This window comes from Kocuria sp. KH4, assembly GCF_053711175.1.
Genome location: NZ_JBSJYX010000018.1, coordinates 1 through 26,010 on the forward strand (window position 1 = coordinate 1; position 26,010 = coordinate 26,010).

At 75.3% G+C, this 26,010-nt stretch carries 26 protein-coding genes; 14 read left to right on the top strand and 12 right to left on the bottom strand.

Annotated features, from left to right (window positions below; all coding sequences use genetic code 11):
* The first annotated feature begins 145 nt into the window (after positions 1-145).
* Both ACWCOM_RS12910 and ACWCOM_RS12915 read left to right on the top strand, forming a co-directional pair.
* A complete protein-coding gene (locus tag ACWCOM_RS12910; RefSeq protein WP_454549146.1) occupies positions 146-850 on the top strand; it encodes a hypothetical protein in 705 nt (234 codons plus the stop codon).
* Between the two features lie 84 nt (positions 851-934).
* Positions 935-1,987: an LLM class flavin-dependent oxidoreductase gene (locus ACWCOM_RS12915; protein WP_454549147.1), complete on the top strand. Its 1,053-nt coding sequence runs from the start codon at positions 935-937 to the stop codon at positions 1,985-1,987.
* A 75-nt stretch (positions 1,988-2,062) separates the two neighbouring features.
* Here the strand turns inward: ACWCOM_RS12915 and ACWCOM_RS12920 are convergent, their stop codons facing one another.
* From ACWCOM_RS12920 to ACWCOM_RS12930, 3 genes are all read right to left on the bottom strand, one after another.
* Positions 2,063-3,448, bottom strand: coding sequence for a sensor histidine kinase (locus ACWCOM_RS12920; RefSeq protein WP_454549148.1), 1,386 nt, complete (start codon positions 3,446-3,448; stop codon positions 2,063-2,065).
* A complete protein-coding gene (locus tag ACWCOM_RS12925; RefSeq protein ID WP_454549149.1) occupies positions 3,445-4,110 on the bottom strand; it encodes a response regulator transcription factor in 666 nt (221 codons plus the stop codon). The genes ACWCOM_RS12920 and ACWCOM_RS12925 overlap by 4 nt, the downstream gene beginning before the upstream one ends.
* Before the next feature lie 154 nt (positions 4,111-4,264).
* Positions 4,265-5,170, bottom strand: a complete 906-nt coding sequence (locus ACWCOM_RS12930; RefSeq protein WP_454549150.1) for an AfsR/SARP family transcriptional regulator — start codon at positions 5,168-5,170, stop codon at positions 4,265-4,267.
* A gap of 249 nt (positions 5,171-5,419) precedes the next feature.
* Here ACWCOM_RS12930 and ACWCOM_RS12935 point away from each other — a divergent pair, with 249 nt between their 5' ends.
* The 6 genes from ACWCOM_RS12935 (at position 5,420) to ACWCOM_RS12960 (ending at position 11,297) form a co-directional block, all read left to right on the top strand.
* A complete protein-coding gene (locus tag ACWCOM_RS12935) occupies positions 5,420-5,974 on the top strand; it encodes a hypothetical protein (RefSeq protein ID WP_454549151.1) in 555 nt (184 codons plus the stop codon).
* A 106-nt stretch (positions 5,975-6,080) separates the two neighbouring features.
* Positions 6,081-7,874 (top strand): multicopper oxidase family protein, encoded by a 1,794-nt coding sequence (locus ACWCOM_RS12940; RefSeq protein ID WP_454549152.1) that lies wholly within the window; start codon positions 6,081-6,083, stop codon positions 7,872-7,874.
* Positions 7,871-8,386 carry a signal peptidase I gene (gene lepB, locus ACWCOM_RS12945; protein WP_454549153.1) on the top strand — a complete coding sequence of 172 codons (516 nt, stop codon included), beginning with the start codon at positions 7,871-7,873 and terminating at the stop codon, positions 8,384-8,386. The genes ACWCOM_RS12940 and lepB overlap by 4 nt, the downstream gene beginning before the upstream one ends.
* Positions 8,387-8,504: 118 nt before the next feature.
* Positions 8,505-10,175 carry a peroxidase family protein gene (locus ACWCOM_RS12950; RefSeq protein ID WP_454549154.1) on the top strand — a complete coding sequence of 557 codons (1,671 nt, stop codon included), beginning with the start codon at positions 8,505-8,507 and terminating at the stop codon, positions 10,173-10,175.
* A gap of 82 nt (positions 10,176-10,257) precedes the next feature.
* The gene (locus tag ACWCOM_RS12955; protein ID WP_454549155.1) at positions 10,258-10,590 is read left to right on the top strand and encodes an ArsR/SmtB family transcription factor; all 333 of its coding nucleotides are present in this window, start codon (positions 10,258-10,260) and stop codon (positions 10,588-10,590) included.
* Positions 10,587-11,297, top strand: coding sequence for a cation transporter (locus tag ACWCOM_RS12960; RefSeq protein ID WP_454549156.1), 711 nt, complete (start codon positions 10,587-10,589; stop codon positions 11,295-11,297). The genes ACWCOM_RS12955 and ACWCOM_RS12960 overlap by 4 nt, the downstream gene beginning before the upstream one ends.
* 164 nt (positions 11,298-11,461) lie before the next feature.
* On the opposite strand, the gene ACWCOM_RS12965 is transcribed toward ACWCOM_RS12960, so the two are convergent.
* Positions 11,462-13,414, bottom strand: coding sequence for a hypothetical protein (locus ACWCOM_RS12965; protein ID WP_454549157.1), 1,953 nt, complete (start codon positions 13,412-13,414; stop codon positions 11,462-11,464).
* Between the two features lie 139 nt (positions 13,415-13,553).
* Positions 13,554-14,129, bottom strand: a complete 576-nt coding sequence (locus ACWCOM_RS12970) for a cysteine hydrolase family protein (RefSeq protein WP_454549158.1) — start codon at positions 14,127-14,129, stop codon at positions 13,554-13,556.
* Between the two features lie 120 nt (positions 14,130-14,249).
* Between ACWCOM_RS12970 and ACWCOM_RS12975 the strand changes: the two genes are divergently transcribed.
* Positions 14,250-14,753 (top strand): phosphoribosyltransferase, encoded by a 504-nt coding sequence (locus tag ACWCOM_RS12975; RefSeq protein WP_454549159.1) that lies wholly within the window; start codon positions 14,250-14,252, stop codon positions 14,751-14,753.
* 51 nt (positions 14,754-14,804) lie between these two features.
* On the opposite strand, the gene ACWCOM_RS12980 is transcribed toward ACWCOM_RS12975, so the two are convergent.
* Complete coding sequence (locus ACWCOM_RS12980) at positions 14,805-15,284, bottom strand: hypothetical protein (RefSeq protein WP_454549160.1); 480 nt, start codon at positions 15,282-15,284, stop codon at positions 14,805-14,807.
* A gap of 201 nt (positions 15,285-15,485) precedes the next feature.
* Between ACWCOM_RS12980 and ppc the strand changes: the two genes are divergently transcribed.
* Together ppc and ACWCOM_RS12990 are read left to right on the top strand one after the other, a co-directional pair.
* Positions 15,486-18,293: a phosphoenolpyruvate carboxylase gene (ppc, locus tag ACWCOM_RS12985; protein WP_454549161.1), complete on the top strand. Its 2,808-nt coding sequence runs from the start codon at positions 15,486-15,488 to the stop codon at positions 18,291-18,293.
* An 89-nt stretch (positions 18,294-18,382) separates the two neighbouring features.
* Positions 18,383-18,871 carry an FBP domain-containing protein gene (locus tag ACWCOM_RS12990; RefSeq protein ID WP_454549162.1) on the top strand — a complete coding sequence of 163 codons (489 nt, stop codon included), beginning with the start codon at positions 18,383-18,385 and terminating at the stop codon, positions 18,869-18,871.
* A gap of 51 nt (positions 18,872-18,922) precedes the next feature.
* Here ACWCOM_RS12990 and map read toward each other — a convergent pair whose 3' ends face one another.
* Positions 18,923-19,696: a type I methionyl aminopeptidase gene (gene map, locus ACWCOM_RS12995; RefSeq protein WP_454549163.1), complete on the bottom strand. Its 774-nt coding sequence runs from the start codon at positions 19,694-19,696 to the stop codon at positions 18,923-18,925.
* 64 nt (positions 19,697-19,760) lie between these two features.
* Here map and ACWCOM_RS13000 point away from each other — a divergent pair, with 64 nt between their 5' ends.
* Together ACWCOM_RS13000 and ACWCOM_RS13005 are read left to right on the top strand one after the other, a co-directional pair.
* Positions 19,761-20,063: a helix-turn-helix transcriptional regulator gene (locus ACWCOM_RS13000; protein ID WP_454549164.1), complete on the top strand. Its 303-nt coding sequence runs from the start codon at positions 19,761-19,763 to the stop codon at positions 20,061-20,063.
* Positions 20,064-20,132: 69 nt separating this feature from the next.
* Entirely contained in the window at positions 20,133-21,170 is a 1,038-nt protein-coding gene (locus ACWCOM_RS13005) for a zinc-dependent alcohol dehydrogenase family protein (RefSeq protein ID WP_454549165.1), read from the top strand.
* Between the two features lie 84 nt (positions 21,171-21,254).
* Here the strand turns inward: ACWCOM_RS13005 and ACWCOM_RS13010 are convergent, their stop codons facing one another.
* The gene (locus ACWCOM_RS13010) at positions 21,255-21,560 is read right to left on the bottom strand and encodes a DUF4193 domain-containing protein (RefSeq protein WP_062735429.1); all 306 of its coding nucleotides are present in this window, start codon (positions 21,558-21,560) and stop codon (positions 21,255-21,257) included.
* A 169-nt stretch (positions 21,561-21,729) separates the two neighbouring features.
* On the opposite strand from ACWCOM_RS13010, the gene ACWCOM_RS13015 reads away from it, so the two are divergent.
* Positions 21,730-22,497, top strand: a complete 768-nt coding sequence (locus tag ACWCOM_RS13015) for an alpha/beta fold hydrolase (protein ID WP_454549166.1) — start codon at positions 21,730-21,732, stop codon at positions 22,495-22,497.
* A 35-nt stretch (positions 22,498-22,532) separates the two neighbouring features.
* Here the strand turns inward: ACWCOM_RS13015 and ACWCOM_RS13020 are convergent, their stop codons facing one another.
* The 4 genes from ACWCOM_RS13020 to ACWCOM_RS13035 all read right to left on the bottom strand — a co-directional run bounded on the left by ACWCOM_RS13020 (position 22,533) and on the right by ACWCOM_RS13035 (position 26,006).
* A complete protein-coding gene (locus tag ACWCOM_RS13020; RefSeq protein WP_454549167.1) occupies positions 22,533-23,027 on the bottom strand; it encodes a hypothetical protein in 495 nt (164 codons plus the stop codon).
* A 145-nt stretch (positions 23,028-23,172) separates the two neighbouring features.
* On the bottom strand, positions 23,173-24,156 hold the full coding sequence (locus ACWCOM_RS13025) for a pirin family protein (protein WP_454549168.1): 984 nt from the start codon (positions 24,154-24,156) through the stop codon (positions 23,173-23,175).
* Complete coding sequence (locus ACWCOM_RS13030; RefSeq protein ID WP_454549169.1) at positions 24,153-24,695, bottom strand: carboxymuconolactone decarboxylase family protein; 543 nt, start codon at positions 24,693-24,695, stop codon at positions 24,153-24,155. The genes ACWCOM_RS13025 and ACWCOM_RS13030 overlap by 4 nt, the downstream gene beginning before the upstream one ends.
* A 168-nt stretch (positions 24,696-24,863) precedes the next feature.
* Positions 24,864-26,006: an acetate/propionate family kinase gene (locus ACWCOM_RS13035; protein ID WP_454549170.1), complete on the bottom strand. Its 1,143-nt coding sequence runs from the start codon at positions 26,004-26,006 to the stop codon at positions 24,864-24,866.
* Between the last annotated feature and the right edge of the window lie 4 nt (positions 26,007-26,010).

Below are 26,010 nucleotides of genomic sequence, written 5' to 3' on the forward strand. Positions count from 1 at the left end.
GGTGCGCCAGGGGGGGGGGGGGGGCCCGGGCCGGGGGGGCGGGGGCCGGCCCCGCGCGAGGGGGTGTGCGCGCCGCGCACCCGTCCGCGGCCTTGGCTGGGCCGGAGGCCGCGACCGCCGCGCCCGCCCGACCCAGGAGCAGCACGTGTTCAGCCACCCCGCCCCCGAGCCCGCCGAGCCGTCCGGTCCCTCCGCGGCCGCCCCCGGCGAGCCCGCCCTGGACCCGCGGTGGCGCGCCGCCACCACCGGCTGGCGGCCGTCCTCGATCCGCTCCGCCGGCGCCGAGCGCGTCTGGGCCTGGGTGCGCCACGCCTGGGAGGACCTCATCGCGGCTCCGGCCGGGGACGAGGGCGGACCGGTGGCCGGCGACGCCGACGCGGGCCGCTCCGGGCGCCGGGTGGACGACCTCCTGACGGTGGCCGCGCTGCTGGCCCTCCAGGAGCGGTTCCTGGCCGTGGCCGCCGGCGGGCCGGTGCCGGCGGAGGTCCCCGACCCCCGTCGCGACGGCGCCGCCCTGGGCGAGGACGAGGTGCTGGCGGTGGTGCGCCGGACGTGGGAGATCGACCCGGCGGAGGCGGGCACGGACGGCTTCGCGGCGGAGCTCGCCGGATTCCTGCAGGACCACCTGGACGAGCTCGTCGAGGAGGCGCGGGAACGGCTGGTGGACCGGCGCGGGCCGACGCGGCTGTTCGCCGAGCTGTGGAGCCTCGAGCACGTGGACGAGCTGGAGCCCGCCGCCGAGCAGGACGACGCCCCGCCCTTCCCGCTCTCCACGGACGACGTCGCCTGGATCGTCAGCGGCGTCCCGGGCCCCGAGAAGCACACCGCCTGGGAGTGGCTCACCCGCTGACCGCGGCGGCGGGCCGGCCGGAATAGAACGCCCCGGCCGCGACTTTCATGGATGCATCCACAAATCACGACCAGGAGCACCGCCATGACCCTCCAGCTCGGCCTCAACACCTTCGGCGACCTCTATCCCGGCCCGGACGGGCGGATGCTCAGCGGCGCCCAGGTCATCCGCAACGTCGTCGCCGAGGCCGCGCTGGCCGACCGGCTGGGACTGGACTTCTTCGGCATCGGCGAGCACCACCGGGAGGACTTCGCGGTCTCCTCGCCCGAGACGGTCCTGGCGGGCATCGCCACGGTGACCGAGCGGATCCGCCTGGGCTCGGCCGTGACGGTGCTCAGCTCCGACGACCCGGTGCGCGTCTACCAGCGCTTCGCCACCGTGGACGCCCTGTCCTCCGGGCGCGCCGAGGTCATCCTCGGGCGCGGGTCCTTCACCGAGTCCTTCCCCCTCTTCGGCTATCCGCTCGACCAGTACGAGGCCCTGTTCGAGGAGAAGCTGCAGCTGTTCGACCGGCTGCGCACCGAGGGCGTCATCGACTGGGAGGGCCGGCTGCGCGCCCCGATCCGCGGGCTGGAGGTCCACCCCAGGACCGAGTCCGGGTCGCTGCGCGCGTGGATCGCCGTGGGCGGCTCGCCGCAGTCGGTGGTGCGCGCCGCCCACTACGGGCTGCCCGTGATCTTCGCGATCATCGGCGGGAGCCCCGCCGCCTTCGCGCCCTTCGCGGACTACTACCGCCAGGCCCTCGAGCACTTCGGCAAGGAGCCGCAACCGGTGGCCTTCCACTCCCCGGGCTACGTCGCGGAGACCGACGAGCAGGCCCGCGAGGAGTTCTTCCCGCACCAGGCCTACACCCACGACCGGATCGGCCGGGAGCGCGGCTGGGGCCCGCTGACCCGGACGGAGTTCGACGCGATGTGCGGCCCGGAGGGCGCCTACTTCGTGGGCTCCCCCGAGACCGTGGCCCGCAAGATCGTGCGCTCCGCGGCGGCGCTCGGCGCCGCCCGCTTCGACCTCAAGTACGCCGTGGGCACCCTGGACCACGCCCGGATGCTGCGCAGCATCGAGCTGTTCGGCACCGAGGTGCGCCGCTACGTCGAGGACATGGCCGCCGACCTGCCGGCCGGCGTCGCCGGCTGACCTCCGCCGGCTGACCCCCGGCGGGCCGGCCCGCCGGGGCCCGGGCGGCCCCGCTCCGGCGCGGTGCGGGGACGGTCAGAACCGCACGGTGACCGCGTCGTGGGGCAGGGTCGTCAGCACGGTGGTCCCGACCCCCGGCCGGGAGCGGATCGAGAGCTCGGCGCCCGCGGCGTCGGCGATGTCCCGCATGATGCGCAGCCCGAGGTGGCCCTCCGGCGACGAGCGGGAGTCGTCGAACCCGGTGCCGTCGTCGCTGATGGTCATCACCGTGGCCCCGTGCTCCACGCCCAGGTCCAGCGTGACCGTGGAGGCGTGGGCGTGCTTCGAGATGTTGGCGAAGGCCTCCCGCGCCACCTTCAGGAACATCGCCTCCTGCTCCGGGGTGAGGAACACGGCGGGGCTGATCCGCACGCTCGTGTCGATCCCCCGCTGGGCGAGCGGGTCCGCCAGGCGGGCCATGGCCTTCGGCAGGCCGAGGGTCAGCAGGTCCGGCGAGTAGAGGGCCGTGGTGATCCCGCGCAGGGTGCGCAGGCTGCCCTGCAGGATCGACCGGGTCCGCCCCAGCATGCCGCGCTGCTCCGGGGCGGCGTTCATCTCCTGCGCCTCGAGGGCGTAGGAGAGCCCGGCGAGGTCCTGGATCACGTCGTCGTGCAGGTCCCGGGCGACGCGGACGCGCTCGAGCTCGGCGGCGTCCACGGCGTGCTGGAGCAGCTGGGCCCGGACCCGCCGCTGCGCCTGGATCCGCCGGGCCAGCCCCACCGCGGGGGCGAGCTGCGCCAGCTGGAACAGCACCATGATCAGCAGGATCGCCGGGGCCATGCCCATGAGCACCGAACGCTGCTCCTCCTGCACGATCGCGTCGTCGTAGTAGGCCTCGAAGACCAGCTGCTCACCGTTGGCGGGGACGAACCCGACGTAGACCTCGACCAGCCGGCCGGCGCCGGACTCGTGGGCGTTCTCCGTGTCCTGCTGGTGCTCGATCGTGGCGACCCCCTCGCCGCGGGCGACCAGGGCGCTGTCCCAGGACGCCGGGCCGAAGTTCTGCCCGATGAGCTCGTGCTCGTCGGAGTAGACGATCGTGCCGTCCTCGTCCCAGATCTTGATGCGGTGGATGGTCCCGTCGTCCAGCCAGGGCTGCAGCCGCACGTCCAGCTGGGCCGTGGCGGCCGCCCCGCCGGACAGGAGGTCGTCGGTGATCAGCGGGGCGACGGCGTAGTTCGCCAACCGCTGGGTGACCCGCAGGACGTGGTCCACGGCGTGCTGCTCCGCGACGGCGCGGATCCACCACGAGGCGGGGAGCGCGGCGACGAGGATCACGAGCAGACCGGCCAGCAGGAACCGCCGGACCGCCGCGCGCACCTCCGACCGGTCGCTCACGGCGGGCGGGGCGGTGACCGGCCAGTCCAGCAGCAGGTCCGCCGGCGGCGCGGCGCGGTCCGTGCGCGGGAGCACGCGCCTCACCGGTGCTCCGCCAGCAGGCCGAGCCGTGCCGCTGCCGCGACCGCCTCCAGCTGGGAGTGGGCGTCCAGCTTGGCGAGGATGGTCTTCACGTAGCCGCGGCAGGTGTTCGGCGTGATGCTCAGCAGCCGGGCGTTCTGGCCCACGCTGTGCCCCTGGGCCATGAGGCGCAGCACCTGCATCTCCCGCTGGGTCAGCGCGGGCACGTCCGGCGCCGGGCGGCGGACCGGCGCCGCGGCGGCCAGCAGGGACGGGTGGACGACCATGGTGCCGCAGCGGGCGCTGCGGATGGTCTCGAGCAGCACGGCGAGCGAGCCGTCCTTGGGCAGGAAGGCGCACACGCCGATGTCCGCCGCGGCCTCCAGGACGTGCTGCGTGGGGTCGCCGGTCAGCATGACGACGCGGGTCCGCGGCAGCTCCGCGAGGATGCGCGCCGAGGCCGTCACGCCGTTGCCCCCGGCGAGGTGGTAGTCCATGACCACGACGTCGGGGCGCAGCGACCGGCACAGGCGGACGCTGGAGTCCACGTCGCCGGCCACCCCGACGCTGCGCAGGTCCGGCTCCTGGCTCAGCGCGCCGGTCAGCAGCTCCGCGAAGGTCGTGTGGTCGTCGACCACCAGGATCGAGGTGCGCGGATCGCCCACCCTGTCGAACTCGTCGGTCATCGCGGACCAGCCCCCCGGCATCCCCCGTATTACGTAGCGGTAGTATGCCGATCGCGAATCTCGGGGAGCAAGCGGGACGCTGTACCCACTTCGGCGGTTGACATGGGGGTTCGTCCCCCGGTGCCGCCACCCGTGCGGTCGCATGGCCGGCCCGCTACGCGGCGACGCTCAGGGAGCGGCCCAGGAAGGCCCGGAGCACGGTGGCGGCCTCCTCGCGCGGCAGCTGGGGCCCCGGCATCCACTCCGGATCACCGAACTGGCCGTGCAGCACCAGCAGGGCGGACAGGACCTGCCCCAGCTCGCCGCCCGACGCGGCCGTGCTGCGCAGCATGCGCGCGTAGGCGGCCTGCAGCGCCGCCGACGGGGTGCACCCGAGCTCGTGGCCCAGGACCTGCCGGCACCGGTCGTAGGCCTGCAGGCCCTCCACCGGCCGGCCGGAGCGCTCCAGGCCCAGGACCAGCGCCGTCCACGCGCGCTCGTGCAGTGCGTCCTGGTCGAGCGCCTCGCGCCCGTGCCGCACCGCCTCCCGGTGCAGCCCCAGCTCCAGTGCGGCCTCGGCCGCCGAGACCCGGGCCTCGAGCACCCGGGCGGCGTGCAGCTCCCGCTGCCGCTCCGCCCACTCGCAGCGCAGCTCGCTCTCCAGCAGCGGGGCCGAGGCCAGGGCGAGCGCGTCGCACCACAGCGGGTACGCCCGGTCGGCGGGACCGCGGCGGGCCTGCTCGATCAGCAGCTCGAAGCGGTGCACGTCCAGGTCCACCGCCGACTCGTCCATCACGTATCCGCCGTTGGCGGTGCGCAGCGGCCCGCTGCGGCCGGCGCCGGGCTGCAGGCCGCGGCGCAGCACGCTGATGTAGCTCTCGAGGTTCTGCAGGGCCGCGGCCGGCGGCCGGTCCGCCCAGAGCAGCTCCACGAGACGGTCCTTGGACACCGGCGTGCCCAGCTGCAGCAGCAGGATCTCCAGGATCTGCCGCTGCTTGGGCCCGCCCAGCTCCCTCGGCGTCAAGGTGCGGTCCCCCCGGCGCACCTCGAGCGGTCCCAGCACGCGCACGGACAGCCGCACGCCTCGTCCATCAGTTCGTCCCCCACGACCTGTCGTTCCCACGGGTCCCCCTTCCCGAAAGTGAATTCCAGTGTGTCTGTGCGAAAGGGAAAGGGTCAGCCCCGTCTGGGGGAGGAGCGGACCCCCCAAATTCGGGGGTCCGCTGCGCGCGGGACCGTCCGGCGGGTCCCCGCGCGCCGCCGGGCGGACGACGTCATGCCGGCGGCCGACGGCAACGTTTCTCCAAGGTCGGCTTCCCATCGTGCTGGCATGACCACTACAGCCCCGCCCACCGCCGCAGCTCCCGCTGCCGGCGCACCCGCCGCGGACCGCCGCAGCGGGTGGGCCCACCGGCGCCGGCTGCTGCCGGCGGTCCTCGTGCTGGGCCTCGGCGGCGTCCTGGGCGGCGCCGTGCTCACCGGGGACGAGGCGCCGAGCACCCCGCTGGGGGCGGTGGCCCCGGTGCCCGGCGGTCTCGCCCGCATCAACGGCGTCCTGCCGGAGGGGGAGACCGCACCCGGCCCGCAGGACGGAGCCGCCGAGGACGGCACCCACCGGGTGCGGGTGCTGCTCGAGCTCACCGCCCTGGAGGCGGACGGCATCGACTTCGCGGCGGACGACTGGACGGTGGAGCGCCTGGGCGGCGGCACGTCCCCCGTCCTGCGGGCCTCCACCGCGGAGGAGGCGCTCGGGCAGGGGGACGTCCTGCTGACCGAGCTCGTCTTCGAGGTCCCCGACCGCGCGCTCGAGCTGGTCCTCGACGGGGCCGGCGACGCCCGCCTGTCCCTGGGCACCGACCACCACCGCGGGGCGGGCCCCCGGTGACGCTCCCGCCGACCTCCTCGGTGCGGCCCGCCGCCGGGCCGCACCTCCACCGGGCGCCCCGTGCGCCCGGTCCCACGCCACCGGCCCTGCACGAAGGAGACCTCCGATGACCGTCTCGCGAAGAAACGTCCTGCTGCTCGGCGGCCTGGGGGCCCTGGGCGCCGGCTCGTTCATGGTGCCCACCCGGTCCGTGGACGCCAAGTCCGCCAGCGCGCTCGACGAGTCCGAGCTGCCCCGGCCCTTCCGGACGGCGTTCGTGCAGGCCCCGGTGCTGCAGCCGCACGCCCGGACGGTCGACCCCGCCGACGGGGCGCCGGTGCACCACTACGTGGTCACCGAGCGGGCCGCCGCGGCCCAGATCCTGCCCCGGGCCGGGCTCACCACGCCGATCCTGGGCTACAACGGGATCTTCCCCGGACCCACCATCAGCCTCGACCAGGGGACGAAGGCGGTGCTGCGCGTGCGCAACCAGCTGCCCGCCACGCACGCCCTGGACGGGCACGTGCTGGCCACCTCGACCCACCTGCACGGGTCCGCGTCCCTGCCGCAGTACGACGGCTACGCCAACGACGTGACGAACCCCGGCTTCTACAAGGACTACCACTACCCGAACTTCCAGCCGGCGCGGACGCTGTGGTACCACGACCACGGCGTCCACTACACGGCACTCAACGCCTACTCCGGCCTGGCCGCGCAGTACCACATGCACGACCCGCTCGAGCGGCGCCTGCTCCCGCAGGGCCGCTACGACGTGGCCGTCACCATCTCCGACGCGATGTTCGCGGAGGACGGCTCCCTCGGCTACGACGACAACAGCCACTCCGGGCTGTGGGGGGACGTCATCCTGGTCAACGGGCGGCCCTGGCCCGTCATGAAGGTGCAGAAGCGCGTCTACCGGTTCCGGGTGCTCAACGCCTGCATCTCCCGCTCGCTGCGCCCCACGCTGAGCACCGGCGACCCGATCGCGGTCGTCGCCACGGACGGCGGCCTGATGCCGAGCACCCAGTTCGTGAACAACTACCGCCACGCCGGGGCGGAGCGCTACGAGCTGCTCATCGACTTCCGGAAGTACCGGACCGGGCAGCGGATCGAGCTGCGCAACCTCTCCAACGACAACAACGTGGACTACGACCACACCCACCAGATCATGGCCTTCGACGTCGTCGACGAGCCCGTGGACACCTCCGACCCCACCTGGAACCGGATCCCGGCGCAGCTGAGCACGCACAACGAGGTGATGGCCCTGACGGCCGCCCGGTCCACGCGGACCCGGCGGTTCGAGCTCGACCGCACCAACGGGATGTGGACGGTCAACGACGTCACCTGGCAGGAGGTCGTCGCCAGCGGCTACCAGAAGGTCGCGGCCGAGGTGGACGTGGACGCCGTCGAGATCTGGGAGTTCGAGAACAACTCCGGCGGGTGGTACCACCCGCTGCACATCCACCTCGTCGACTTCCAGATCCTCAGCCGCAACGGCAGGTCCTCGTTCAACTACGAGCGCGGGCCGAAGGACGTCGTCTACGTGGGGGAGGGGGAGACGGTGCGGCTGCTCATGAAGTTCGGCCCGCACCGGGGCCGGTACATGATCCACTGCCACAACCTCTCCCACGAGGACCACGACATGATGGTCCAGTTCCGGGTGGGGCTCAAGGCGGGCGATCCCGACCCCAGCGACCCGATGACGGCGGCGCCGCCGACGTGGGACGACGGATCGGCGCCCACGGCGGGCCCGTTGCCGGCGGCCTCGCCGAGCCCCACGCCCACTCCCTCGGCGAGCCCGACGCCCACTCCGTCGCCGAGCCCGTCCCGGACGGCCACGGCCTCCCCGTCGCCCTCCCCGAGCCCCTCGCCCACCCGGACCAAGGGCAAGGGGACCGGCGGGCAGCAGAAGTCCCGGTGAGCGCCCCGGCCGCGGCGCCCGGCCGCCGGCTGCTGCCCGGGCGGGCGGGGACCGCGGCGGGGCTGCTGGCCGTCGCGGGGATCGTGTCCCTGCGGCTGTGGGTGCTCGAGCCCCTCGTCGTGGGCTCCGACAGCATGGAGCCCGCGCTGCCGCAGGGCGGCCTCGTGCTCCTGCTGAAGAGCGGCTCCCCGGAGGAGCGGGCCGTGCCGGGGGCGCTGGTGGTCTTCCCGGACCCGGGCGACGGTCACAGCACCGTGAAGCGGGTCGTGGCGACCGGAGGGCAGACCGTGTCCATCGAGGACTCCGTCCTGGTCGTCGACGGCGCGGCCGTCCCCGAGCCGCACGTGGACCGCAGCCGGATCGACGGCACCTGGTTCGGCCCCGTCACCGTGCCCGCGGAGCACGTCTTCGTCCTGGGCGACAACCGGTCCCCGTCCGTGGACTCCCGGGACTACGGCAGCCTCCCCGTCTCCGCCGTCGAGGCCACGGTCCTGCTGCCCCGCGGGCCGTGAGGGCCGGGCCCCGGTGCGCGCCCGGGTCCAAGGCTTTTCCAACCGGTTTCGCCTTCACTGGCAGGCACAGACGCGAACACCGGGCCCGTCGCGGCGGGCCGTGCCGGAAGGACCCACCATGAACCCGCTGGACACCGCGCCCACCACCGCCGCACCGCCGAGCGGATCCCGCCTCTCGCGCCGGGGCGTGCTCGCCGGACTGGCCGCGGGCCTCGTCGCCCTGCCCGCCGTGGAGGCGCCGGCCCACGCCGCACCGCCCCGTGCCGCACCGCCCCGGTCCTCCGCCGGCGGGGTCCTCTCGGGCGGCGGCGGCCACGGGGCCGCCCACCTGCGGGGCTCCGACATCGCGGTGACGGCGGGCCGGAAGGCGGAGGGGCGCTTCGGCGTGATGTTCCCGCAGCTGCCCGCCTTCGCACCCGACGACGCCCTGCTGGACGGACTCGCGCAGCGGATGATCGACCGGACCCCGCCGCTGAGCGACGTGTCCCTGAGCAACGACGGCTTCGACAACCCCGACATGCCCGCGGGCTTCGCCTACCTGGGCCAGTTCATCGACCACGACATGACCCTCGACCTGACCCCGCTGTCGCAGCAGGAGGCCGACCCGAGGGGGCTCACCAACTTCGACACGCCCTTCTTCGACCTCGGCTCCGTCTACGGGCGGGGCCCGGCGGGGGATCCGCAGCTCTACGACCCGGCGGACCCGCGGAAGATGCGCCTGGGACGCACGCCCGACGGCCTGCCGGACCTGCCGCGCCGCGCGGACGGCACCGCGGTCATCGGCGACCACCGCAACGACGAGAACCTCATCGTCTGCCAGCTCCACCTCGCCTTCCTGCTGCTGCACAACGGCTTCGTGGACGGCGGGGCGTCGTTCGAGGAGGCACGGCGGCTGACCCGCTGGCACTTCCAGTGGCTGGTCGTGCACGACTTCCTGCCGCACGTGGTGGGCCGGCCCCTGGTGCAGAGCATGCTGCGGCCGGACGCCCGCCGGGGCCTGACCGTGGACCGCCGGTTCTACCGGCCGGGCAACCCGCACCGGCCGATGATGCCCGTCGAGTACTCGGCCGGTGCCTACCGGTTCGGGCACAGCATGGTCCGGGCCGAGTACGAGATGCACGACGCGGTGACGCTGCCGTTCTTCGGGTCCCCGGGGCACGACCTCCGCGGTTCCCGGCCGATCCCCTCGTCGGCCCGGGTGGACTGGAACTACTTCTTCGAGATCCCCGGCAGGAGCGCCCCGGACGACCGCAACATGGCCCGGCTCATCGACACGAGGCTCGCCCTGCCGCTGGCCGAGCTCCCCCCGACCGTGGTCAAGCACGTCGACGGCGCCATCCTCAACCTGGCGCGGCGGAACCTGCTGCGCGGGAAGCGGCTCGGCCTGCCGGCCGGGCAGGACGTCGCCCGGGCCATGGGGGCGGTGCCCCTGTCGAACGACCGGCTGGGGCTGACGGAGCGCGGCTGGAACGGCAAGGCCCCGCTGTGGTTCTACGTGCTCAAGGAGGCGGAGCTGCTGGGCGGGCGGACGCTGGGACCCGTGGGGGGCCGGATCGTCGCCGAGGTGATCCTGGGGGTCCTCGCCCTGGACCGCGCGTCGTTCCTCAACGCGCCCGTCCCGTGGACGCCGGCGAGCACGCCCTTCGGCTGCGGGGACCTCCTCCGGCTGGCCGGGGTCGTCGAGGAGGAGACGGCCGCGGGGGAGGACGAGCTGCCCGAGGGCGCGGAACCGGGAGAGGAGCTGCCCGAGGGCGAGCACGGCGGCGCGGAGGCCGGCGAGCCGGCCTGAGCCCCGCCCGGGGCCGGTGCGGTACGGACCGGGCGGGCGTCCGCCCACGAGGTGAGTACACGCCGGCGTGTACTGTGGGGACATGACCGCGGTCACCCCCACCCACGCCGCCGCCCTGACCCGGCTGGGCCGCGCCCTCGCGGAGGACGTCCGCACCCGGATCCTGCTGCGCCTGCGGCAGGCCCCGGCCCGGCCGACGGACCTGGCGGAGCACCTGGGCGTGTCGAAGCAGGTGGTCTCCAACCAGCTCTCCTGCCTGCGCGGCTGCGGGCTCGTGACCGCTGCCCGCGAGGGGCGCAGCACCTGGTACCGGCTGGCCGACCCCCGGCTGGGCGGTGCCCTGGGGGACCTGCTGGAGCTGGTGGCCGCCGTGGACCCCGGCTGCTGCTCCGCGGACGGCTGCGCCTGCGCATGAGCTCCGTGACCTCGGCCCCCGAGCCCCTGAGCGCGGCCCGCCGGTCGATCCTGCACCGGAGGGTGCGCCGGATCGTGGCCGGCACCATCGGCTACAACGTCGTGGAGGCGGTCGTCGCGATCACCGCCGGGGCCGCGGCGTCCTCCTCCGCCCTGATCGGCTTCGGCCTCGACTCCGTCGTCGAGGTGCTGTCCGCGGCAGCGGTGGCCTGGCAGTTCTCCGCCCCCGACCCGCACCGCCGGGAGCGGGCGGCCATGCGGGTGATCGCCCTCTCCTTCTTCGGGCTCGCCGCCTTCGTCGCCGTCGACGCGGTGCGCGCCCTGGCCGGGGCCGCCGAGCCGGAGCACTCCCCGGTGGGGATCGGCCTGGCGGCGGTGAGCCTGCTGGTCATGCCGCTGCTGTCCTGGTCCGAGCGCCGCGCCGGCCGGGAGCTGGGCTCGGCCTCCGCGGTGGCCGACTCGCAGCAGACCCTGCTGTGCACCTACCTCTCGGCCGTGCTGCTCGCGGGCCTGCTCCTCCACAGCACGCTGGGCTGGGCCTGGGCCGATCCCGTGGCCGCTCTGGTGATCGCGGCGGCGGCGGTGCGCGAAGGCCTGGCGGCCCGGCGCGGGGACGCCTGCTGCACGCCCGCGGCCGTCCTCGCCGACGACCGCGCCGGCGACCGTGCCGAGGGGTGCGGCGCCGGCTGCTCCTGCTGCGGCCGCTGACCCTCCGCCGCTGCCGCGCACCACCGGGCTCCCGGGCCGCACCGGCCGCCGCGCCCGTCCGGGCCCGGTCCACGGTGGACGGGCCCGGACGGCGCACAGGGGCCGGCCCGTGCTCGAAAGGGGTCGGAGCACGGGCCGGCTGGAGGGAGAGCTGTCTCAGACGGTCACCCGGTGCCGACCACCCCCCTCGCCTCTCCGCCGCGCGTGGACTGCACGAGCACGCTCGCGACCCGCCGGCCGGGACCGGGCTTGGCCCGGTACTCCCAGTTGCCGAGCGAGTCCACCGGGGCGGAGCCGATCTTGACGGGCGTGCCCGAGGACGTGTCGTAGACGTTCACCGAGGTGGCCGGGTTCAGCAGGGACGGCGCCCCGGGAACGAGGGCCGTGCCGGTGAGGCGCAGCTCCTTGCCCACGCGGTGCCGGGAGGCCGCACCGACGGTCACCTGGTCGTCGCTCTTCAGCGTGATCGTGGCGGGGGCGCTGCGCACCCCGGCGGCATTGGTGACCACCAGCTGGAGCACCGGGTCCTCGTCGACCCCCGCGGGCGTCGTGGCGGCGATCGTGGTGAAGAACGGCACCACGACCTTGGGCTTGGCCACGGTCCGGTCGCTGAAGGCGACCTTGGGCCCGCTCAGCTGCGTCCACTCGTAGGCGGCGGCGTTCGTGGAGCCGCTGCCGTCCAGCTCCGTGGCCATGCCCCGGGCGACCGAGCCCGGCAGGGCCGCGACGGCCGCGGTGGCCGCCGGCTGCACGACGTCCGGGTTGTCCGGGGTGGTGCCGTCCGTGACGGGGCCCGGATCCGGCTGCGGAGGGATCGGGGCCTCGCCGACCGGGGAGGCCGCCCCGCCGGTGACGACCACGGGCACGGTGGTCCGGCTCGTCCCGGAGGTGGAGACCGTGGCCTCGACCGGCGGGGCCACGGTGGGGAACGAGCCCTTGAAGAGGTTCGCGGTGCCGGTGGCGGCCAGCTTCCCGAAGCCGGCGACCTCCGGGACCGCCCCGGAGGAGGACGTCGCCTCGACCGTCAGGGCGGTGCCGTCGTAGGTGGCGGCGGTGGCGACCGAGACGTCGGTGACGGCGACCTCGGCGCTGCTGACGGGCTTGTCCCCGAGGTTGCGGACCGTCACGCGGGCCGGTGCGGCGCCCGTGTACGCGATCCGGGCGTAGGCGCGCTCCGCGTCGCCCTCGTCCTTCTCCATGGGCGTGGTCGCGAAGACCCCGTCCTGCCCGACCACCTCGAGCTGGTCCCCGCGGCTGGTGGCGAAGACGTCGATGTGGCCCCCGCCGACGACGGCGCGATCGGCCTGCACGCCCGTGTTGGTGGAGAGCTTGCCCATCACGGAGAACTGGTCGCTGCGGGCGGTGGCGCCCTGCGCGGTCCGCACCTCGAAGAAGTTCGTGCCGAGCGGGCTGCCCGTCACGGTGTGCTCCACGTCGGGATTGCCCAGGTAGCCCTCCGGGGCCCCGCTGTCCCACCTCAGGAACGGCCCCACGTCCCCCTTCAGCGGGGTCCGGAAGTTGCCGATGGCCGGCGAGACGTCCTCGACCAGGCGGCCGCGGCCCCGCTCGTCGGTGTCGACCGTGACCGAGCCGTAGGGGTGCGTGAACCTCAGGGTGGTGTTGGGGGCGGCCCCGTCCACGTCGATGCGCTGGCGGGCGAAGACGACCTGGTCCCCGGGGACCGGGTTCTCGTTGGCGAAGGCCGCCTCGAGGGCGAGCGTGAGGACGGCGTCCCCGCCGCCGGGCACGGCGACCTCGGAGCCGGCGAGCATGTAGAAGGCCTCGCCGGGGAAGTTCTCGGGGAAGGAGATGGGGCGCAGCGGATCCGGCACGTCCCCGGGCAGGAACGCGCACAGCGGGTCGTCGGCGTCCAGGCACAGCTCGGTGCGGACCTTGTTGCTGTCCTCGTACCAGGCGGGGAACCCGTGCTCGGTGTTCACGGGCCCGACGGCGATCAGGCCGCCCGGGTTGCGCTGGACGACCTCGGTGGCGGCGACCGACGCGCCGACGCCGGTGGCTCCGAGCAGGAAGGCCGCGGCGGCGGCGACCGTGCGCCGGCTGCGGGGTCGTGCGGGCGGGTCCCGCAGCAGTTCGCGGGGGCCGGTCGAGGTGCTCATGGTGTCTCCTCACGTAGCGACGGTGCTGATGTCGCGAATATGCAAAGGCACACTTGAGAAAAGCCTGTGGTGGAGCGCGGCGGGGACCGGGGCGGGCGGCGCGGCGCCGCCCCCCCCCCCCCCGCCGGGGGGCGGGCGCTCAGCCGCGCAGCCGGGTCACCGAGTCGTGCTGGTGCAGGATGTCCTGGCGCATCTCGTCCGCCAGGAAGGCCAGGAGCGCCTGGGACAGGTCCGCGTTCTCGGAGGCGACCGCGTCCCGGGCCACGGCGACCCGGAAGTCGTGCGCGAACGCGTCGATGGCGGTCTGCGCCACGCAGCTGTGCGTGGAGATCCCGCACAGCACCAGGTGCGTCGCGTCCAGGTTGCGCAGCCGGGCCGCGAGGTCCGTGTCGAAGAACGCGCTGTCCCGGGTCTTGACCAGCCCCACCCCGCCCTCGGTGTCGAGGCCGGCCACGTACTGCGACTGCTCCGTGCCGGGGAAGGCGAAGCCCTGGTCGTCGTCGCGCATGTTGACGGTCCAGGTGGAGCGGTCCCGCTCGTGCTGGGTGCGGATCAGCAGGATCGGGCAGCCGCCCTCGCGGGCCGCCGCGATCAGCTCGTTCACCCGCGCCGTCACGGGCTCGCGCTGCTCCTCGAGCTCGGGGAAGTCGAAGTAGGAGTTCTGCATGTCGATCACGAGCAGGGCCGTGCGGCCCTCCGTGCGCTGCGGGGTCATGGCGTCCTCTCCGGTGGGGGGCGTCGCCGGGGGCGGCGACGCGCGACGGTCTGGTCAGTGAACTTACTACCGATGCGGCGGGCGCTCCAGCCGCCGTCCCGCTCGGGTAGCCTGAAGCCCATGGCTTATCACGCGGACGCCCTGGAGCTCGAGGGCAAGGAGATCCTGACCTGGGAGCGCTTCGGCGAGGCGACCCAGGACCTCGCCCGGAGCGTCGTGGACAGCGGCTTCCTCCCCGACATCATCATCGCGGTGGCCCGTGGCGGTCTCCTCCCGGCGGGCGCCCTGTCCTACGCGATGGGGGTGAAGCTCTCCGACGCGATCAACGTGGAGTTCTACACCGACGTGCACCAGACGCTGCCGGACCCGGTGCTGCTCGCCCCCATGCTGGACACCGAGTCCATCGCGGGGCGCAAGCTGCTGGTGGTCGACGACGTGGCCGACTCCGGGCGCACCCTCGCCCTGGTGCTCGAGCTGCTGCGCGGCTTCGGCGCGGAGGCGCGCTCGGCCGTCATCTACGCCAAGCCCCGCTCGGTCGTCGAGCCGGACTACGTGTGGCGGGCCACCGACGAGTGGATCGTCTTCCCCTGGTCGGCCACGCCGCCGCTCACGGCCGCCGGCTGACCCGGGCGGGGCCCGGCCCGGCGGGGCACGCGGGGGCCGCGCCCGCACCGCTCAGCGCAGCGCCGCCCGCACCCCGGGCCGGCCGGCCACGACCAGCCAGAGCACGTTGACGGCCACGAGGGCCGCGGTGCTCAGCGCCGGGGGCACGTGACCGCCGAGCAGGAACACCGCCAGGTCGAAGACGTCGCCGAGCACGGCCAGGGAGCAGAAGACCAGGCCCAGGACCCACCCCCACTGCACCTGCTCCCGCAGCGGGAACCACACCAGCGCGTAGAGCACCGTCGTCAGCACCACGCCGAACAGCGCCAGCGCCGCCGCCGGCCCGCCCCCGGGCAGCCCGGGGACGCGGATGGCGTCCTCCAGGCCCGGCAGCGGGGTGCTGAGACCCGCCAGCGCCTGGACGGCGGAGTCCGCCACGTTGACCGCGTACGAGAGCAGCGTGAGCCGCAGCAGCAGGCGCAGCCCGGCCGTCCGGGGCGGGCCGGCCGGGCCCGGCACGGGACCGGGGGAGCCGGAGGGGTCTCGGGTCATGGCGGTGCCTCCTGCCGCGCGAGGTGCTCACCGCCGAACCTACCGCTGCCGGGCCGGGCGGGCACGGGAGCACCCCGGCCGTGACGCGGGATACACCCGCCGGGGCCCCGGGGTAGGGTGGTCGCGTAGGCACCGACGGCGCGACCGGTCGTCGGTCGTGCGCGATCCCGCCCCGACCGACGAGCCAGGAGCAGCCGAGACATGACGACGCAGCACGACCGGCCCCCGCACACCGCCCCCAGCCCCGCCGAGGTGATCGACGCGCCGCTGCGGGCCGACGTCCGGCGGATCACCACCCTGCTGGGCGAGACCCTCGCCCGCCAGCGCGGCGAGGAGCTGCTGGACCTCGTGGAGCAGGTCCGCCGGCTCACCAAGGACGCCAAGGCCTCCGGGGACGACGGCGCCGCGGGCCGGGTCCGCGAGCTCCTCGGCTCCCTGCCCCTGGACCGGGCGACCGACCTGGTGCGGGCCTTCGCCCAGTACTTCCACCTGGCCAACGCGGCCGAGCAGGTGCACCGGGTGCGCGTGCTCGGCGGACGCCCCGAGGACGAGGGGTGGCTCGCCGCGGCCGTGGGCGACGTCGCCGCGGAGGCCGGCCCGGAGGCCCTGCGCCGGGCGGTCGACTCCCTCGACGTCCGCCCGGTGTTCACGGCCCACCCCACCGAGGCCTCCCGCCGCTCCGTGCTGACGAAGATCCGGCGCCTCTCCGACATCCTGGCCCACGAGACCCCGGAGGGCTCCGCCGCCCGGCGCGCCCAGGACCGGCGGCTCGCGGAGCTGATCGAGCTGCTCTGGCAGACCGACGAGCTGCGCCAGAACCGGCCCACCCCGCTGGACGAGGCCCGCAACGCCCTCTACTACCTGCGCGAGGTGCTCACCGAGACCATGCCCGTGCTGCTCACCGACCTCGAGGAGCAGCTCGCGGAGCACGGCGTGCACCTGCCGGCGGGTGCCCCGCCGCTGCGCTTCGGCTCCTGGATCGGCGGGGACCGGGACGGCAACCCCAACGTCACCCCCGAGATGACCCGGAAGGTCCTGCAGCTGCAGGGCCAGGCCGCCGTCGACATCGCCCTGAGCTTCCTGGACGTCCTGGTCTCCCGGATCTCCTCCTCGACCGCGATCGTCGAGGTCGACCCCGAGCTGCTGGCGTCCGTGGAGCGCGACGTGGCGCACCTGCCCGGCCTCGACCCGCGGGTGCTGGAGCTCAATGCGCAGGAGCCCTACCGGCTCAAGCTCACCTGCATCAAGGCCAAGCTGATCAACACCCGCCGCCGCTTCGCCGAGGAGTCCGCCCACGAGCCGGGCCGGGACTACCGGACCACCGCCGAGCTCGTCGCCGACCTCGACGTGGTGGCGCGGTCGCTGCGCCACCACGCGGGGGCGCTCGCCGCCGGCGGCACCCTCGCCGCCGCCACCCGCACGATCGCCGGGTTCGGGCTGGGCCTGGCCACCCTCGACGTGCGCGAGCACGCCGACGCCCACCACGAGGCCGTGGGGCAGCTGCTCGACCGCCTCGGGGAGCTGGACCGGCCGTACGCGGAGATGCCGCGGGCCGAGCGCGCCCAGGTGCTGGCCGGCGAGCTCGCCGGCCGCCGCCCCCTCGCCCCGCCGGGGCTGTCCACCGGCGCCGTGCACCTGGACGGGGACGCGGACCGCACCTTCGCGGTGTTCCGGGAGATCGTCCGGGCGCAGCAGACCTACGGCGAGGAGGTCGTCGAGACCTACATCGTGTCCATGACCCGCGCGGCCGACGACATCCTGGCCCCCGTCATCCTGGCCCGCGAGGCCGGGCTGGTGGACCTCACCGGGGAGCAGGACCGCGCCGGGATCGGCTTCGCGCCCCTGCTGGAGACCGTCCAGGAGCTGCGCCGCTCCGCGGAGGTCGTCGACGAGCTGCTCTCCGACCCCGCCTACCGGCGCGTGGTCGCGGCGCGCGGGAACGTCCAGGAGGTGATGCTCGGCTACTCCGACTCCAACAAGGAGTCCGGGGTGATGACCAGCCGCTGGGAGATCCACCGGACCGAGCGCCGGCTGCGGGACGTCGCCGCCCGGCACGGGGTCCGGCTGCGGCTGTTCCACGGCCGCGGCGGCTCCGTGGGCCGCGGCGGCGGCCCCACCCACGACGCCATCCTGGCCCAGCCCAGCGGCGTCCTGGCCGGGGAGATCAAGTTCACCGAGCAGGGCGAGGTGATCAGCGACAAGTTCTCCCTGCCCACCCTCGCCCGGGAGAACCTGGAGCTGTCCCTGGCCGCCGTGCTGCGCGCCACCGCCCTGCACCAGGACCCGCGCTCCACGGAGGAGGAGCTGGAGCGCTGGGGCGAGGTCATGGACGTGGTCAGCGACGCCGCCTTCGCCGCGTACCGGGGCCTGGTCGAGGACCCCGACCTGCCGGAGTACTTCCTGGCCGCCACCCCGGTGGAGCAGCTCGGCGCCCTGAACATCGGTTCCCGCCCGGCCAAGCGCCCGTCGTCGGACACGGGCCTGTCCGGGCTGCGGGCCATCCCGTGGGTGTTCGGCTGGACGCAGTCCCGCCAGATCGTCCCCGGCTGGTTCGGCGTGGGCTCGGGCCTGCGCGCCGCCCGCGAGGCGGGGATGGAGGCGGACCTCGGCGCCATGCTCGAGCGCTGGCACTTCTTCCGCTCCGTGGTCTCCAACGTGGAGATGACCGTGGCGAAGACCGACCTGGAGATCGCCGCCCACTACGTCCGGGCGCTGGTGCCCGATCGGCTCCAGCACCTGTTCGAGGTGATCCGCCGCGAGTACGAGCTCACCCTCGACGAGCTCTCGCGGCTCACCGGGCAGGAGGAGCTGCTGGACGGCCACCCCACCCTGAAGCAGACGCTGCAGGTGCGGGACCAGTACCTCGACCCCATCTCCTACCTCCAGGTGGAGCTGCTGGGCCGGATCCGGGAGCAGGCCGCCGCGGGCCAGGAGGTCGACGAGGGCCTGCAGCGGGCCCTGCTCATCACCATCAACGGGGTGGCCGCCGGGCTGCGCAACACCGGCTGAGCCGGGAGAGCGCCCGTCGGCCGCCCACCGGGCGGCCGACGGCCCCCTGACCCGCGTCCGCGCCGCCCCCCACCCGAAGGACCCTCCGCATGCACCCGCTGACCGAAGCAGGAATCCGCTCCAGCCTCGTCAACTGTTCCCGCAGGGACGCCGCCCGCCTGCCCGTGCCGCCGGACCTCGGGGCGCTGGACTGGGACCGGCTGGACTACCTGGGGTGGCGCGACCCGCAGTCCCCGCGCCGGGGGTTCGCCGTCGTCCCCACCGAGGAGGGGCCGAGGGGCATCGTCGTGCAGACCGCCGGACCCGCGGGGGCGGGCAGACAGGCGATGTGCGCCTGGTGCCAGGACGTGCGCCTGCCCCACCCCGTGGTGATGTACGTGGCCCGCCGCGCCGGGGCGGCCGGCCGCGAGGGCTCGACCGTGGGCACCCTGGTCTGCGAGGGCTTCCAGTGCTCGGCCAACGTCCGCAGGCGCCCGCCCTCCCCGTACAAGGGCTTCGACATGGACGCGTACGTGGCCGACCGCATCGCCGGACTGCGCGAGAGGTCCCGGGGCTTCGTGGCCGCGGTGGAGCGCTGACGGCGTCGCGCCCCGGGTCCGGCGCCGGGCCGGGGCCCGGGTGGTCCCGGCTCAGCGCCGCGGCAGCGTGAGGATCTCGGGCCCGTCCTCGGTGACGGCGATCGTGTGCTCGCTGTGCGCCGCCCGGCAGCCCGTCGCGCTGCGCAGCGTCCACCCGTCGGCGTCCGTGACGAGCCGGGCGGTGTCCTCCATGGCCCACGGCTCCAGGGCCAGCAGCAGGCCGGGGCGCAGCCTGTAGCCGCGCCCGGGCCGTCCGGTGTTCGCCACGTGCGGGTCCTGGTGCATCGTCGACCCGATGCCGTGGCCCCCGAACTCGGTGTTGACCGGGTAGCCCGCCGCCTCGAGGACGGAGCCGATGGCGTGGGAGACGTCGCCGACGCGGGCTCCGGGGACGGCGGCGGCGATCCCCGCGGACAGGGCGCGCTCGGTCGCCCCGATCAGCGCGACGCTCCCCGAGGGCCGGGCCCCGCCCACGAGGAAGCTGATGGCCGAGTCCGCGGCGAGCCCGTCCCGGGACACGGCGAGGTCCAGCGTCAGCAGGTCCCCGTCGGCCAGCTCGTAGTCGTGGGGACGCCCGTGCAGCACGGCGTCGTTGACGGCGGTGCAGATGTAGTGGCCGAACGGCCCGCGCCCGAACGACGGCGCGTAGTCGACGTAGCAGGACAACGCCCCGGCCTCCAGGATCATCTCCCGCGCCCACCGGTCGACGTCCAGGAGGTTCGTCCCGACCGCGATGCGGCTCCTGAGGCCCTGCAGGATGTCGGCGACCAGGGCGCCGGTGCCCTTCGCCCGGGCCACCTCGGCGGGGTGCAGGATCTCGATCACGGGCGTGCTCCTCCGTCGTCCAATAACTATCCCGGCCATGGTATCCCGGCACTAGAGTGGGGCCATGGTCAGGCTCCCGCTCACTCCCGCCGAGGTCGAACGCGGGCAGCGCCTCGGCGCCCTGCTCCGCCGGGGCAGGGGGGAGCGCTCGATGCTGCAGACCGCGCTCGACGCGGGGGTCTCCCCCGAGACCCTGCGGAAGATCGAGTCCGGTCGCGTCGCCACCCCCGCCTTCCCGACCATCGCGGCGATCGCCGACGTGCTCGGACTGTCCCTCGACGAGGTGTGGGCCGAGATCAGCCGGCCCCGCGTCGAGGCCGGCACCACGGGGCCGGGCCCCACCGCCCCCGAGCGGCTGGCCTCCTAGGCCGCGGCCCCGGCCGCGGCCGGGTGCCGCCCGGCACGGGAAGCCGGAGGACCGTGGGAGAGTGGGGGCATGCGCGCAGTGGTGATCGACGCCGTCCGGGCCCGGCCCGAGGTCCGCGATGTGCCCGAGCCCTCGGCCCCGCCGCACGGGGTGGTCGTCCGGGTGCGGGCCACGGGCCTGTGCCGCAGCGACTGGCACGCCTGGGCCGGGCACGACGACATCACGTGGCCGCACGTGCCCGGGCACGAGCTGGCCGGGGTGGTCGCCGCGGTGGGCGAGGGCGTGCGCCGGTGGCGGACCGGGGACCGGGTCACCGTCCCGTTCGTCTGCGGCTGCGGTCGCTGCGAGTGGTGCCGGGCCGGGAACGCGCAGGTCTGTCCCGCGCAGGAGCAGCCGGGGTTCACCCACTGGGGGTCCTTCGCCGAGCTCGTGGCCCTGCACGCCGCCGACACGAACCTCGTGGCCGTCCCCGAGCACGTCGACCTCGCCACCGCGGCCGGACTGGGGTGCCGGTTCGCCACGGCGTACCGGGCCCTGGCCGCGCGGGCGCGCGTGGCCGAGGGGGAGTGGGTGACCGTGCTCGGCGCCGGCGGCGTGGGGCTCAGCGCGGTGCTGATCGCCCGCGCCCTGGGCGCCCGGGTGATCGCGGTGGACCGCAGCCCCGAGGCGCTCGCCCGCGCCCGCGAGCTCGGCGCGGAGCACACGCTGCGCGCGGACGGGACCGACGTCCCCGAGGCCGTCGCCGACCTCACCGGCGGCGGCAGCCACGTGGCCGTCGACGCCGTGGGCAGCGAGCAGACCTGCGCCGACGCCGTCCTGAGCCTGCGCCGGCGGGGACGGCACGTCCAGATCGGCCTGTTGCCGCCGGTCGAGGGCCACCCGCGGGTCCCGATGGCGCGGGTCATCGGCTGGGAGCTCGACCTGCTCGGCAGCCACGGGATGGCGGCGGCCGACTACCCGGCCATGTTGTCGCTGATCGAGCGAGGCGTGCTGCGGCCCCAGCGGCTCATCGGGCGCACCATCGGTCTCGAGGCCGCCGCGGCGCTGCTGCCCGTGTTCGACCGGGCGGCGCCCGCCGGCATCACCGTGGTCGACCCGGCGCTGTAGACGTCCTCGCGGGGCGCCGCGCCGGGGGCGTGCCGCTGCCCGGACCGGTGGGTTCCCGCACGTGCGCCGGCGGGCGCGGGGAACTCAGCCCTCGCAGTCGCTGCAGTAGCTGGTGCCCGCGCTGGTGCGGGCGAGCTGGGAGCGGTGGCGGACCAGGAAGCAGGCGCCGCAGGTGAACTCGTCGCTCTGCTCGGGGATGACGGCCACGGTGAGCTCTTCGTGCGAGAGGTCCGCCCCGGGCAGGTCGATGCCCTCGGCGGTGTCGAAGTCCTCGGCGTCGATCACCGCGGTCTGGGTGGCGGCGCTGCGCTGGACCTGGATCGCTTCCAGGGACTCGTTGGCCGGCTCGTCCTCGGGGCGAGTGCGCGGAGCGTCGTAGTCGGTGGCCATGATGTGGTGCGTCCTCCTGGGAAAGGCGTTGCTGTGCAGGGCTGCCCTGCACGGAAGGACCAAAGTGTAACCGCACCCGGTGGTGATCCGCTGGGTCCGGGGCGACGGCCCCTCCCCGGCGCCCCGCGGTGCTGGTGCGGCGCCCCCGGGGACGGCGATACTGGGGCCCATGGACGCCGAGCGAACCGACCGGCCCGTGCCGCTGTGGTCCGCCGCCCGCGGGGACGGGTCGCCGTTCGTGCTGCTGCACCCCGGCGGCACGGACTCCCGGGCCCTGGAGCAGCTGGCCGCGGAACTGGCCGGCCGCTACCGGGTGCTCACCCCGGAGCAGCGCGCCCACGGCCACACCCGGGACCCGGGCGGTCCGCTGTCCTACGCCGCGATGGCCGGGGACACGATCGCGTTCCTGGAGGGGGAGGCGGGGGCCCCGGTGCACCTGCTGGGCTACAGCGACGGGGCCGTCGTGGCCCTGACCGTGGCGCTGCGGCGTCCCGACCTGGTCCGCGACCTGGTCGTCGCCGCCGGCGTCCACCACCACAGCGGCTGGGCGCCGGGAGTCCTCGAGGACGAGGCGCCGGCGCCGCGGTCCATGGTCGACGCCTACGCCGAGGTCTCGCCCGACGGGCGCGGGCACTACGAGCAGGTGGTGGAGAAGCTGCGGAGGATGCACGCGGCGGAGCCGGTCTTCACGGACGCGGACCTGGCGGGCCTCGACCGTCCCGTGCTGGTGCTCCTCGGCGACGACGACGAGGTCCGGCTCGAGCACGCGGTGGCCATGTACCGCGCCCTGCCGCACGGCGAGCTGGCCGTGGTCCCGCACGCCTCCCACGGGGTGCTGGTGGAGAAGCCGGGGCTGTGCGCGCGGCTGATCACCGACTTCCACGCCGCCGACAAGCCGGCGACCGTGGCCCCGGTGCGGCGCCGCGGGAAGGGCTGACCGGAGCCCGGCGCCGGGACCCGTCCCCGCCCGGCTCAGCGCAGGGCGGCGCGCACCCCCGGGCGCACGGCCACCACGAGCCACGCCACGTCCACCGCGAGCTTGAGCGCGGCGGTCAGCAGCTGCAGCGGCTGCGTCCCGGACGGGACGACCGGCACGGCGAGGGACAGCAGGAGGCTGGCCACGGTGCCGAGCACGGCCATGGACGCGAAGACGATGCCGAGGATCCAGGCCCACTGCCGCTGCTCGCGCAGCGGGAAGAAGACGAGGGCGTACAGTCCCGCGTTGACGGCCACGCCCACCACGGCGCTCGCCAGCACGAAACCCGTGCCCGGGAACATGCCCCCCGAAGCGGCGGCCACCTGCTCCGAGGACGTCAGGTAGCCGATGACGCTGCCCAGCACCCCGATCGCGAAGGACGCCGCCGTGAGCCGCAGCAGCAGCCGGAGGTCCGGGGTCCTCGGCGGGACGGGCCGGGCCGCCCACGGGCCACCGGGGCCGCGGTGCGGGCCGTACGGGTACTGGGTCATGGCGGTCGGCTCCTCACGGCGGGACGAGCCCGGTCCAGGGCCCACCCCGAAACCTATCCGCTGATCCCGCCCGCCGGACCGTCCGCGGCCGCGAAGGGACCGGCGAGTCGTCGTGCCGCGCTCCGCGGCGCCCGCGGTCCGGGGCTCAGCCGCGCGGGCGCAGCGGGACGGTGGGCAGGGCGGGGGCCGGCAGGGGAGCGGGCTGTCCCTCCGGATAGGGACCGAACCGCGGGTCGGCCCGCCCGTCCGGCGCCGGTTCGGCCCCGATCTCGGCCTGCCAGGCCGCCCGGTAGGCGGCGACCTCCGCGTGGCTGCGGCCCACGAAGTTCCACCACATCACGATCTGCTCGCCCAGGGGCTCCCCGCCGATCAGCAGTGCCCGCACCGGCCGCGGCCCGGCCTCCAGGAGCAGGCGCCCCTGGCCCGGGGGCAGGTAGGCCAGGTGGTCCGCCGGCACCGGGGCCCCGTCGAGGGCGAGGTCGCCGGCGTCGAGCAGCACCCCGTGCTCGAAGGCCGGGTCCACCGCCAGCTCCAGCCGGGCGCCGGCGTCCAGGGCGATCTCGGCGGCCAGCAGGGGCGGGGTGTGGGTCCGCACCGGGGAGACGGACCCGGCGAGGGACCCCAGGTACACCCGCAGCAGGCTGCCCGGCCCGGGCACGGGCTCCGGGGCGTAGTGCTCGAAGGTCGGGGCCGTGTGCCGGGTCCGGTCCGGCAGCGCGTACCACAGCTGCACCCCGTGCAGGAGCCCGGTGTCCGGGGTCGAGAACTCCTGGTGGGAGATCCCGCGCCCGGCGACCATCAGGTTGACCTCGCCGGGGCGCACGGTCGCGCGGTACCCGGCGGAGTCCCGGTGGGCGATCGCCCCGGTGAAGAGCAGGCTCACCGTGGCCAGGCCGGTGTGCGGGTGCCGGGCCACCCGCATCCCCCCGGACGCTGCGACCGGGTCCGGGCCGTAGTGGTCCAGGAAGCACCAGGAGCCGATCAGGCTGCGCCGGCGCTGGGGCAGGGTCCGGCGCACGGTCATCGCCCGGGGCCCGCCCAGCGGCACGTCCCGCGGCGGGAGCAGCTGGGGGCCGCCCCCGCCCTCGGCGCAGACGACCTCCTCGGGGTGCGCGTCCAGGTTGGTCATGCCCCGCTCCCGGGCACGTGCGCCGGGGCGGGGGTGGCCGGGGCCGGCACCGTCGCCGGGGCCGCCCTGCCGGCGCCCCGCGGGCGGACGGGATGGCGGGAGAGGATCGAGATCCGGTTGAACGCGTTCATCGTCACCGCGGCCCACTGCAGCGCCGAGAACTGCTCGTCGGTGAGCGCCGCCCGGGCCGCGGCGAGCTCCGCGGTGCGCTCCGGTTCCTCGGGCAGGACCGTGGCCGCCTCCCCGACGGCCAGCGCCGAGCGCTCGAGCTCCGAGTACAGGGCCTCGGCCTCCCGCCAGGCGGTCAGCACGGCGAGCTGCTGGGAGCTCACCCCGGCCTTCACGGCGTAGCGGACGTGCAGGTCCAGGCAGTAGGCGCACCCGTTGAGCTGGGAGATCCGCACGTTGACCAGTTCGAGCACCGCCCGGGGGATCCCCGCCGCCTCGGCGGCGTCGGCGACCGTGCCGGCCAGCCCGTTGAGGGCGCGCCAGGAGTCCGGGTCGGACTTGTCGAGGAAGAAGCGGTCACGGGCGGTCATGGATCCTCCTCGCCGTCGGTGCGGCCCGGTGCGTCGGTCCGCGGAGCCGTGTCCTCAGCAGACACCTCCGCCGCGGCCCCGTCAAGGGCGGGCGTCCCGCGCCGGCGGCGGCTCGGCCCCGCGCCACGGCGGGGCGCTCCCGCGCCGGCGCCCGGTGTCCCGGTCCGCTCAGCCGGCGACCAGCGCCGCGGTGGCCGCGGCGATCGCCTGCTCCTCGTCGGTGGGCACCACCAGCACCTCGAGCGCCGAGCCGGGGGCCGAGATCCGCCGGGTCTCGCGGGAGCGGGCGGCGTTGGCGTCGTCGTCGAGCCGGACCCCCAGGGCGCCGAGCCGGTCGCAGACCCGCTTCCGGAACGGTGCGGCGTTCTCCCCGATCCCGGCGGTGAAGACCAGCGCCTGCGCCCCCTCCACGGCCACGTGGTAGCCGCCCACGTACTTCGCCAGGCGGTAGGCCGCCATCTCCAGGGCCAGCTCGGCGCGCTCGTCGCCGCGGTCGGCGGCCTCCTGGACCGCGCGCATGTCGTGGTCCCCGGCCACGGCCCGCAGCCCGGACTCCTTGTTGAGCACGGCGTCGAGCCGCTCGGGGGTCATGCCCGGGTCCCGGCGCAGCACGGCGGTGACCACGGAGGGGTCCAGGTCCCCGGTGCGGGTGCCCATCACGAGCCCGGCCAGGGGCGTGTAGCCCATCGAGGTGTCGTAGGACCGGCCGTCCCGGATCGCCGTGACGGAGGCGCCGTTGCCGAGGTGGGCGACCACGGCGCGGAACTGCTCGCGCGGGATCCCCAGGAACGCGGCGGCCTGCCCGGTCACCCAGTCGTGGGAGGTGCCGTGGAAGCCGTAGCGGCGGATCCCCCACTGCTCGTAGAACCGCTCCGGGACCGCGTAGCGCCACACGTGCTCAGGCATGGTGCGGTGGAAGGCGGTGTCGAACACGCACACCTGCGGCAGGTGCGGCCAGGTCCTCTGCACGGCGCGCAGGCCCAGGACCGCGGCGGGGTTGTGCAGCGGCGCCAGCGGCACGAGCCGCTCGATGTCGCGGATGATCTCCGGGGTCGCGAGCACCGGTGCGGAGAACCGCTCGCCGCCGTGCACCACGCGGTGGCCGGCGGCGTCGACGCTCCGCCCGTCCAGCTCGGTCCCGAGGCGCCCGGCGAGCAGCTCGAGGGCCTGCGTGTGGTCCTGGATCCGGGAGCTGCCGATGTTCTCGATCAGCCCGGACGTGAGCACGGTGCCGCCGTCGGCGCCCGGCTCCAGCTCCCGGACCTGGTACTTCAGCGAGGACGAGCCGCAGTTGACGACGAGCACGAGCATGGTG

Excerpts from the sequence above, each read along its gene's own strand:
- ACWCOM_RS12915 (WP_454549147.1), top strand. The coding sequence starts at position 935 with ATGACCCTCCAGCTCGGCCTCAACACCTTCGGCGACCTCTATCCCGGC.
- ACWCOM_RS12925 (WP_454549149.1), bottom strand. The coding sequence starts at position 4,110 with ATGACCGACGAGTTCGACAGGGTGGGCGATCCGCGCACCTCGATCCTG.
- ACWCOM_RS12935 (WP_454549151.1), top strand. The coding sequence starts at position 5,420 with ATGACCACTACAGCCCCGCCCACCGCCGCAGCTCCCGCTGCCGGCGCA.
- ACWCOM_RS12940 (WP_454549152.1), top strand. The coding sequence starts at position 6,081 with ATGACCGTCTCGCGAAGAAACGTCCTGCTGCTCGGCGGCCTGGGGGCC.
- ACWCOM_RS12950 (WP_454549154.1), top strand. The coding sequence starts at position 8,505 with ATGAACCCGCTGGACACCGCGCCCACCACCGCCGCACCGCCGAGCGGA.
- ACWCOM_RS12955 (WP_454549155.1), top strand. The coding sequence starts at position 10,258 with ATGACCGCGGTCACCCCCACCCACGCCGCCGCCCTGACCCGGCTGGGC.
- ACWCOM_RS12960 (WP_454549156.1), top strand. The coding sequence starts at position 10,587 with ATGAGCTCCGTGACCTCGGCCCCCGAGCCCCTGAGCGCGGCCCGCCGG.
- ACWCOM_RS12965 (WP_454549157.1), bottom strand. The coding sequence starts at position 13,414 with ATGAGCACCTCGACCGGCCCCCGCGAACTGCTGCGGGACCCGCCCGCA.
- ACWCOM_RS12970 (WP_454549158.1), bottom strand. The coding sequence starts at position 14,129 with ATGACCCCGCAGCGCACGGAGGGCCGCACGGCCCTGCTCGTGATCGAC.
- ACWCOM_RS12975 (WP_454549159.1), top strand. The coding sequence starts at position 14,250 with ATGGCTTATCACGCGGACGCCCTGGAGCTCGAGGGCAAGGAGATCCTG.
- ACWCOM_RS12980 (WP_454549160.1), bottom strand. The coding sequence starts at position 15,284 with ATGACCCGAGACCCCTCCGGCTCCCCCGGTCCCGTGCCGGGCCCGGCC.
- ppc (WP_454549161.1), top strand. The coding sequence starts at position 15,486 with ATGACGACGCAGCACGACCGGCCCCCGCACACCGCCCCCAGCCCCGCC.
- ACWCOM_RS12990 (WP_454549162.1), top strand. The coding sequence starts at position 18,383 with ATGCACCCGCTGACCGAAGCAGGAATCCGCTCCAGCCTCGTCAACTGT.
- ACWCOM_RS13000 (WP_454549164.1), top strand. The coding sequence starts at position 19,761 with ATGGTCAGGCTCCCGCTCACTCCCGCCGAGGTCGAACGCGGGCAGCGC.
- ACWCOM_RS13005 (WP_454549165.1), top strand. The coding sequence starts at position 20,133 with ATGCGCGCAGTGGTGATCGACGCCGTCCGGGCCCGGCCCGAGGTCCGC.
- ACWCOM_RS13010 (WP_062735429.1), bottom strand. The coding sequence starts at position 21,560 with ATGGCCACCGACTACGACGCTCCGCGCACTCGCCCCGAGGACGAGCCG.
- ACWCOM_RS13015 (WP_454549166.1), top strand. The coding sequence starts at position 21,730 with ATGGACGCCGAGCGAACCGACCGGCCCGTGCCGCTGTGGTCCGCCGCC.
- ACWCOM_RS13020 (WP_454549167.1), bottom strand. The coding sequence starts at position 23,027 with ATGACCCAGTACCCGTACGGCCCGCACCGCGGCCCCGGTGGCCCGTGG.
- ACWCOM_RS13025 (WP_454549168.1), bottom strand. The coding sequence starts at position 24,156 with ATGACCAACCTGGACGCGCACCCCGAGGAGGTCGTCTGCGCCGAGGGC.
- ACWCOM_RS13030 (WP_454549169.1), bottom strand. The coding sequence starts at position 24,695 with ATGACCGCCCGTGACCGCTTCTTCCTCGACAAGTCCGACCCGGACTCC.
- ACWCOM_RS13035 (WP_454549170.1), bottom strand. The coding sequence starts at position 26,006 with ATGCTCGTGCTCGTCGTCAACTGCGGCTCGTCCTCGCTGAAGTACCAG.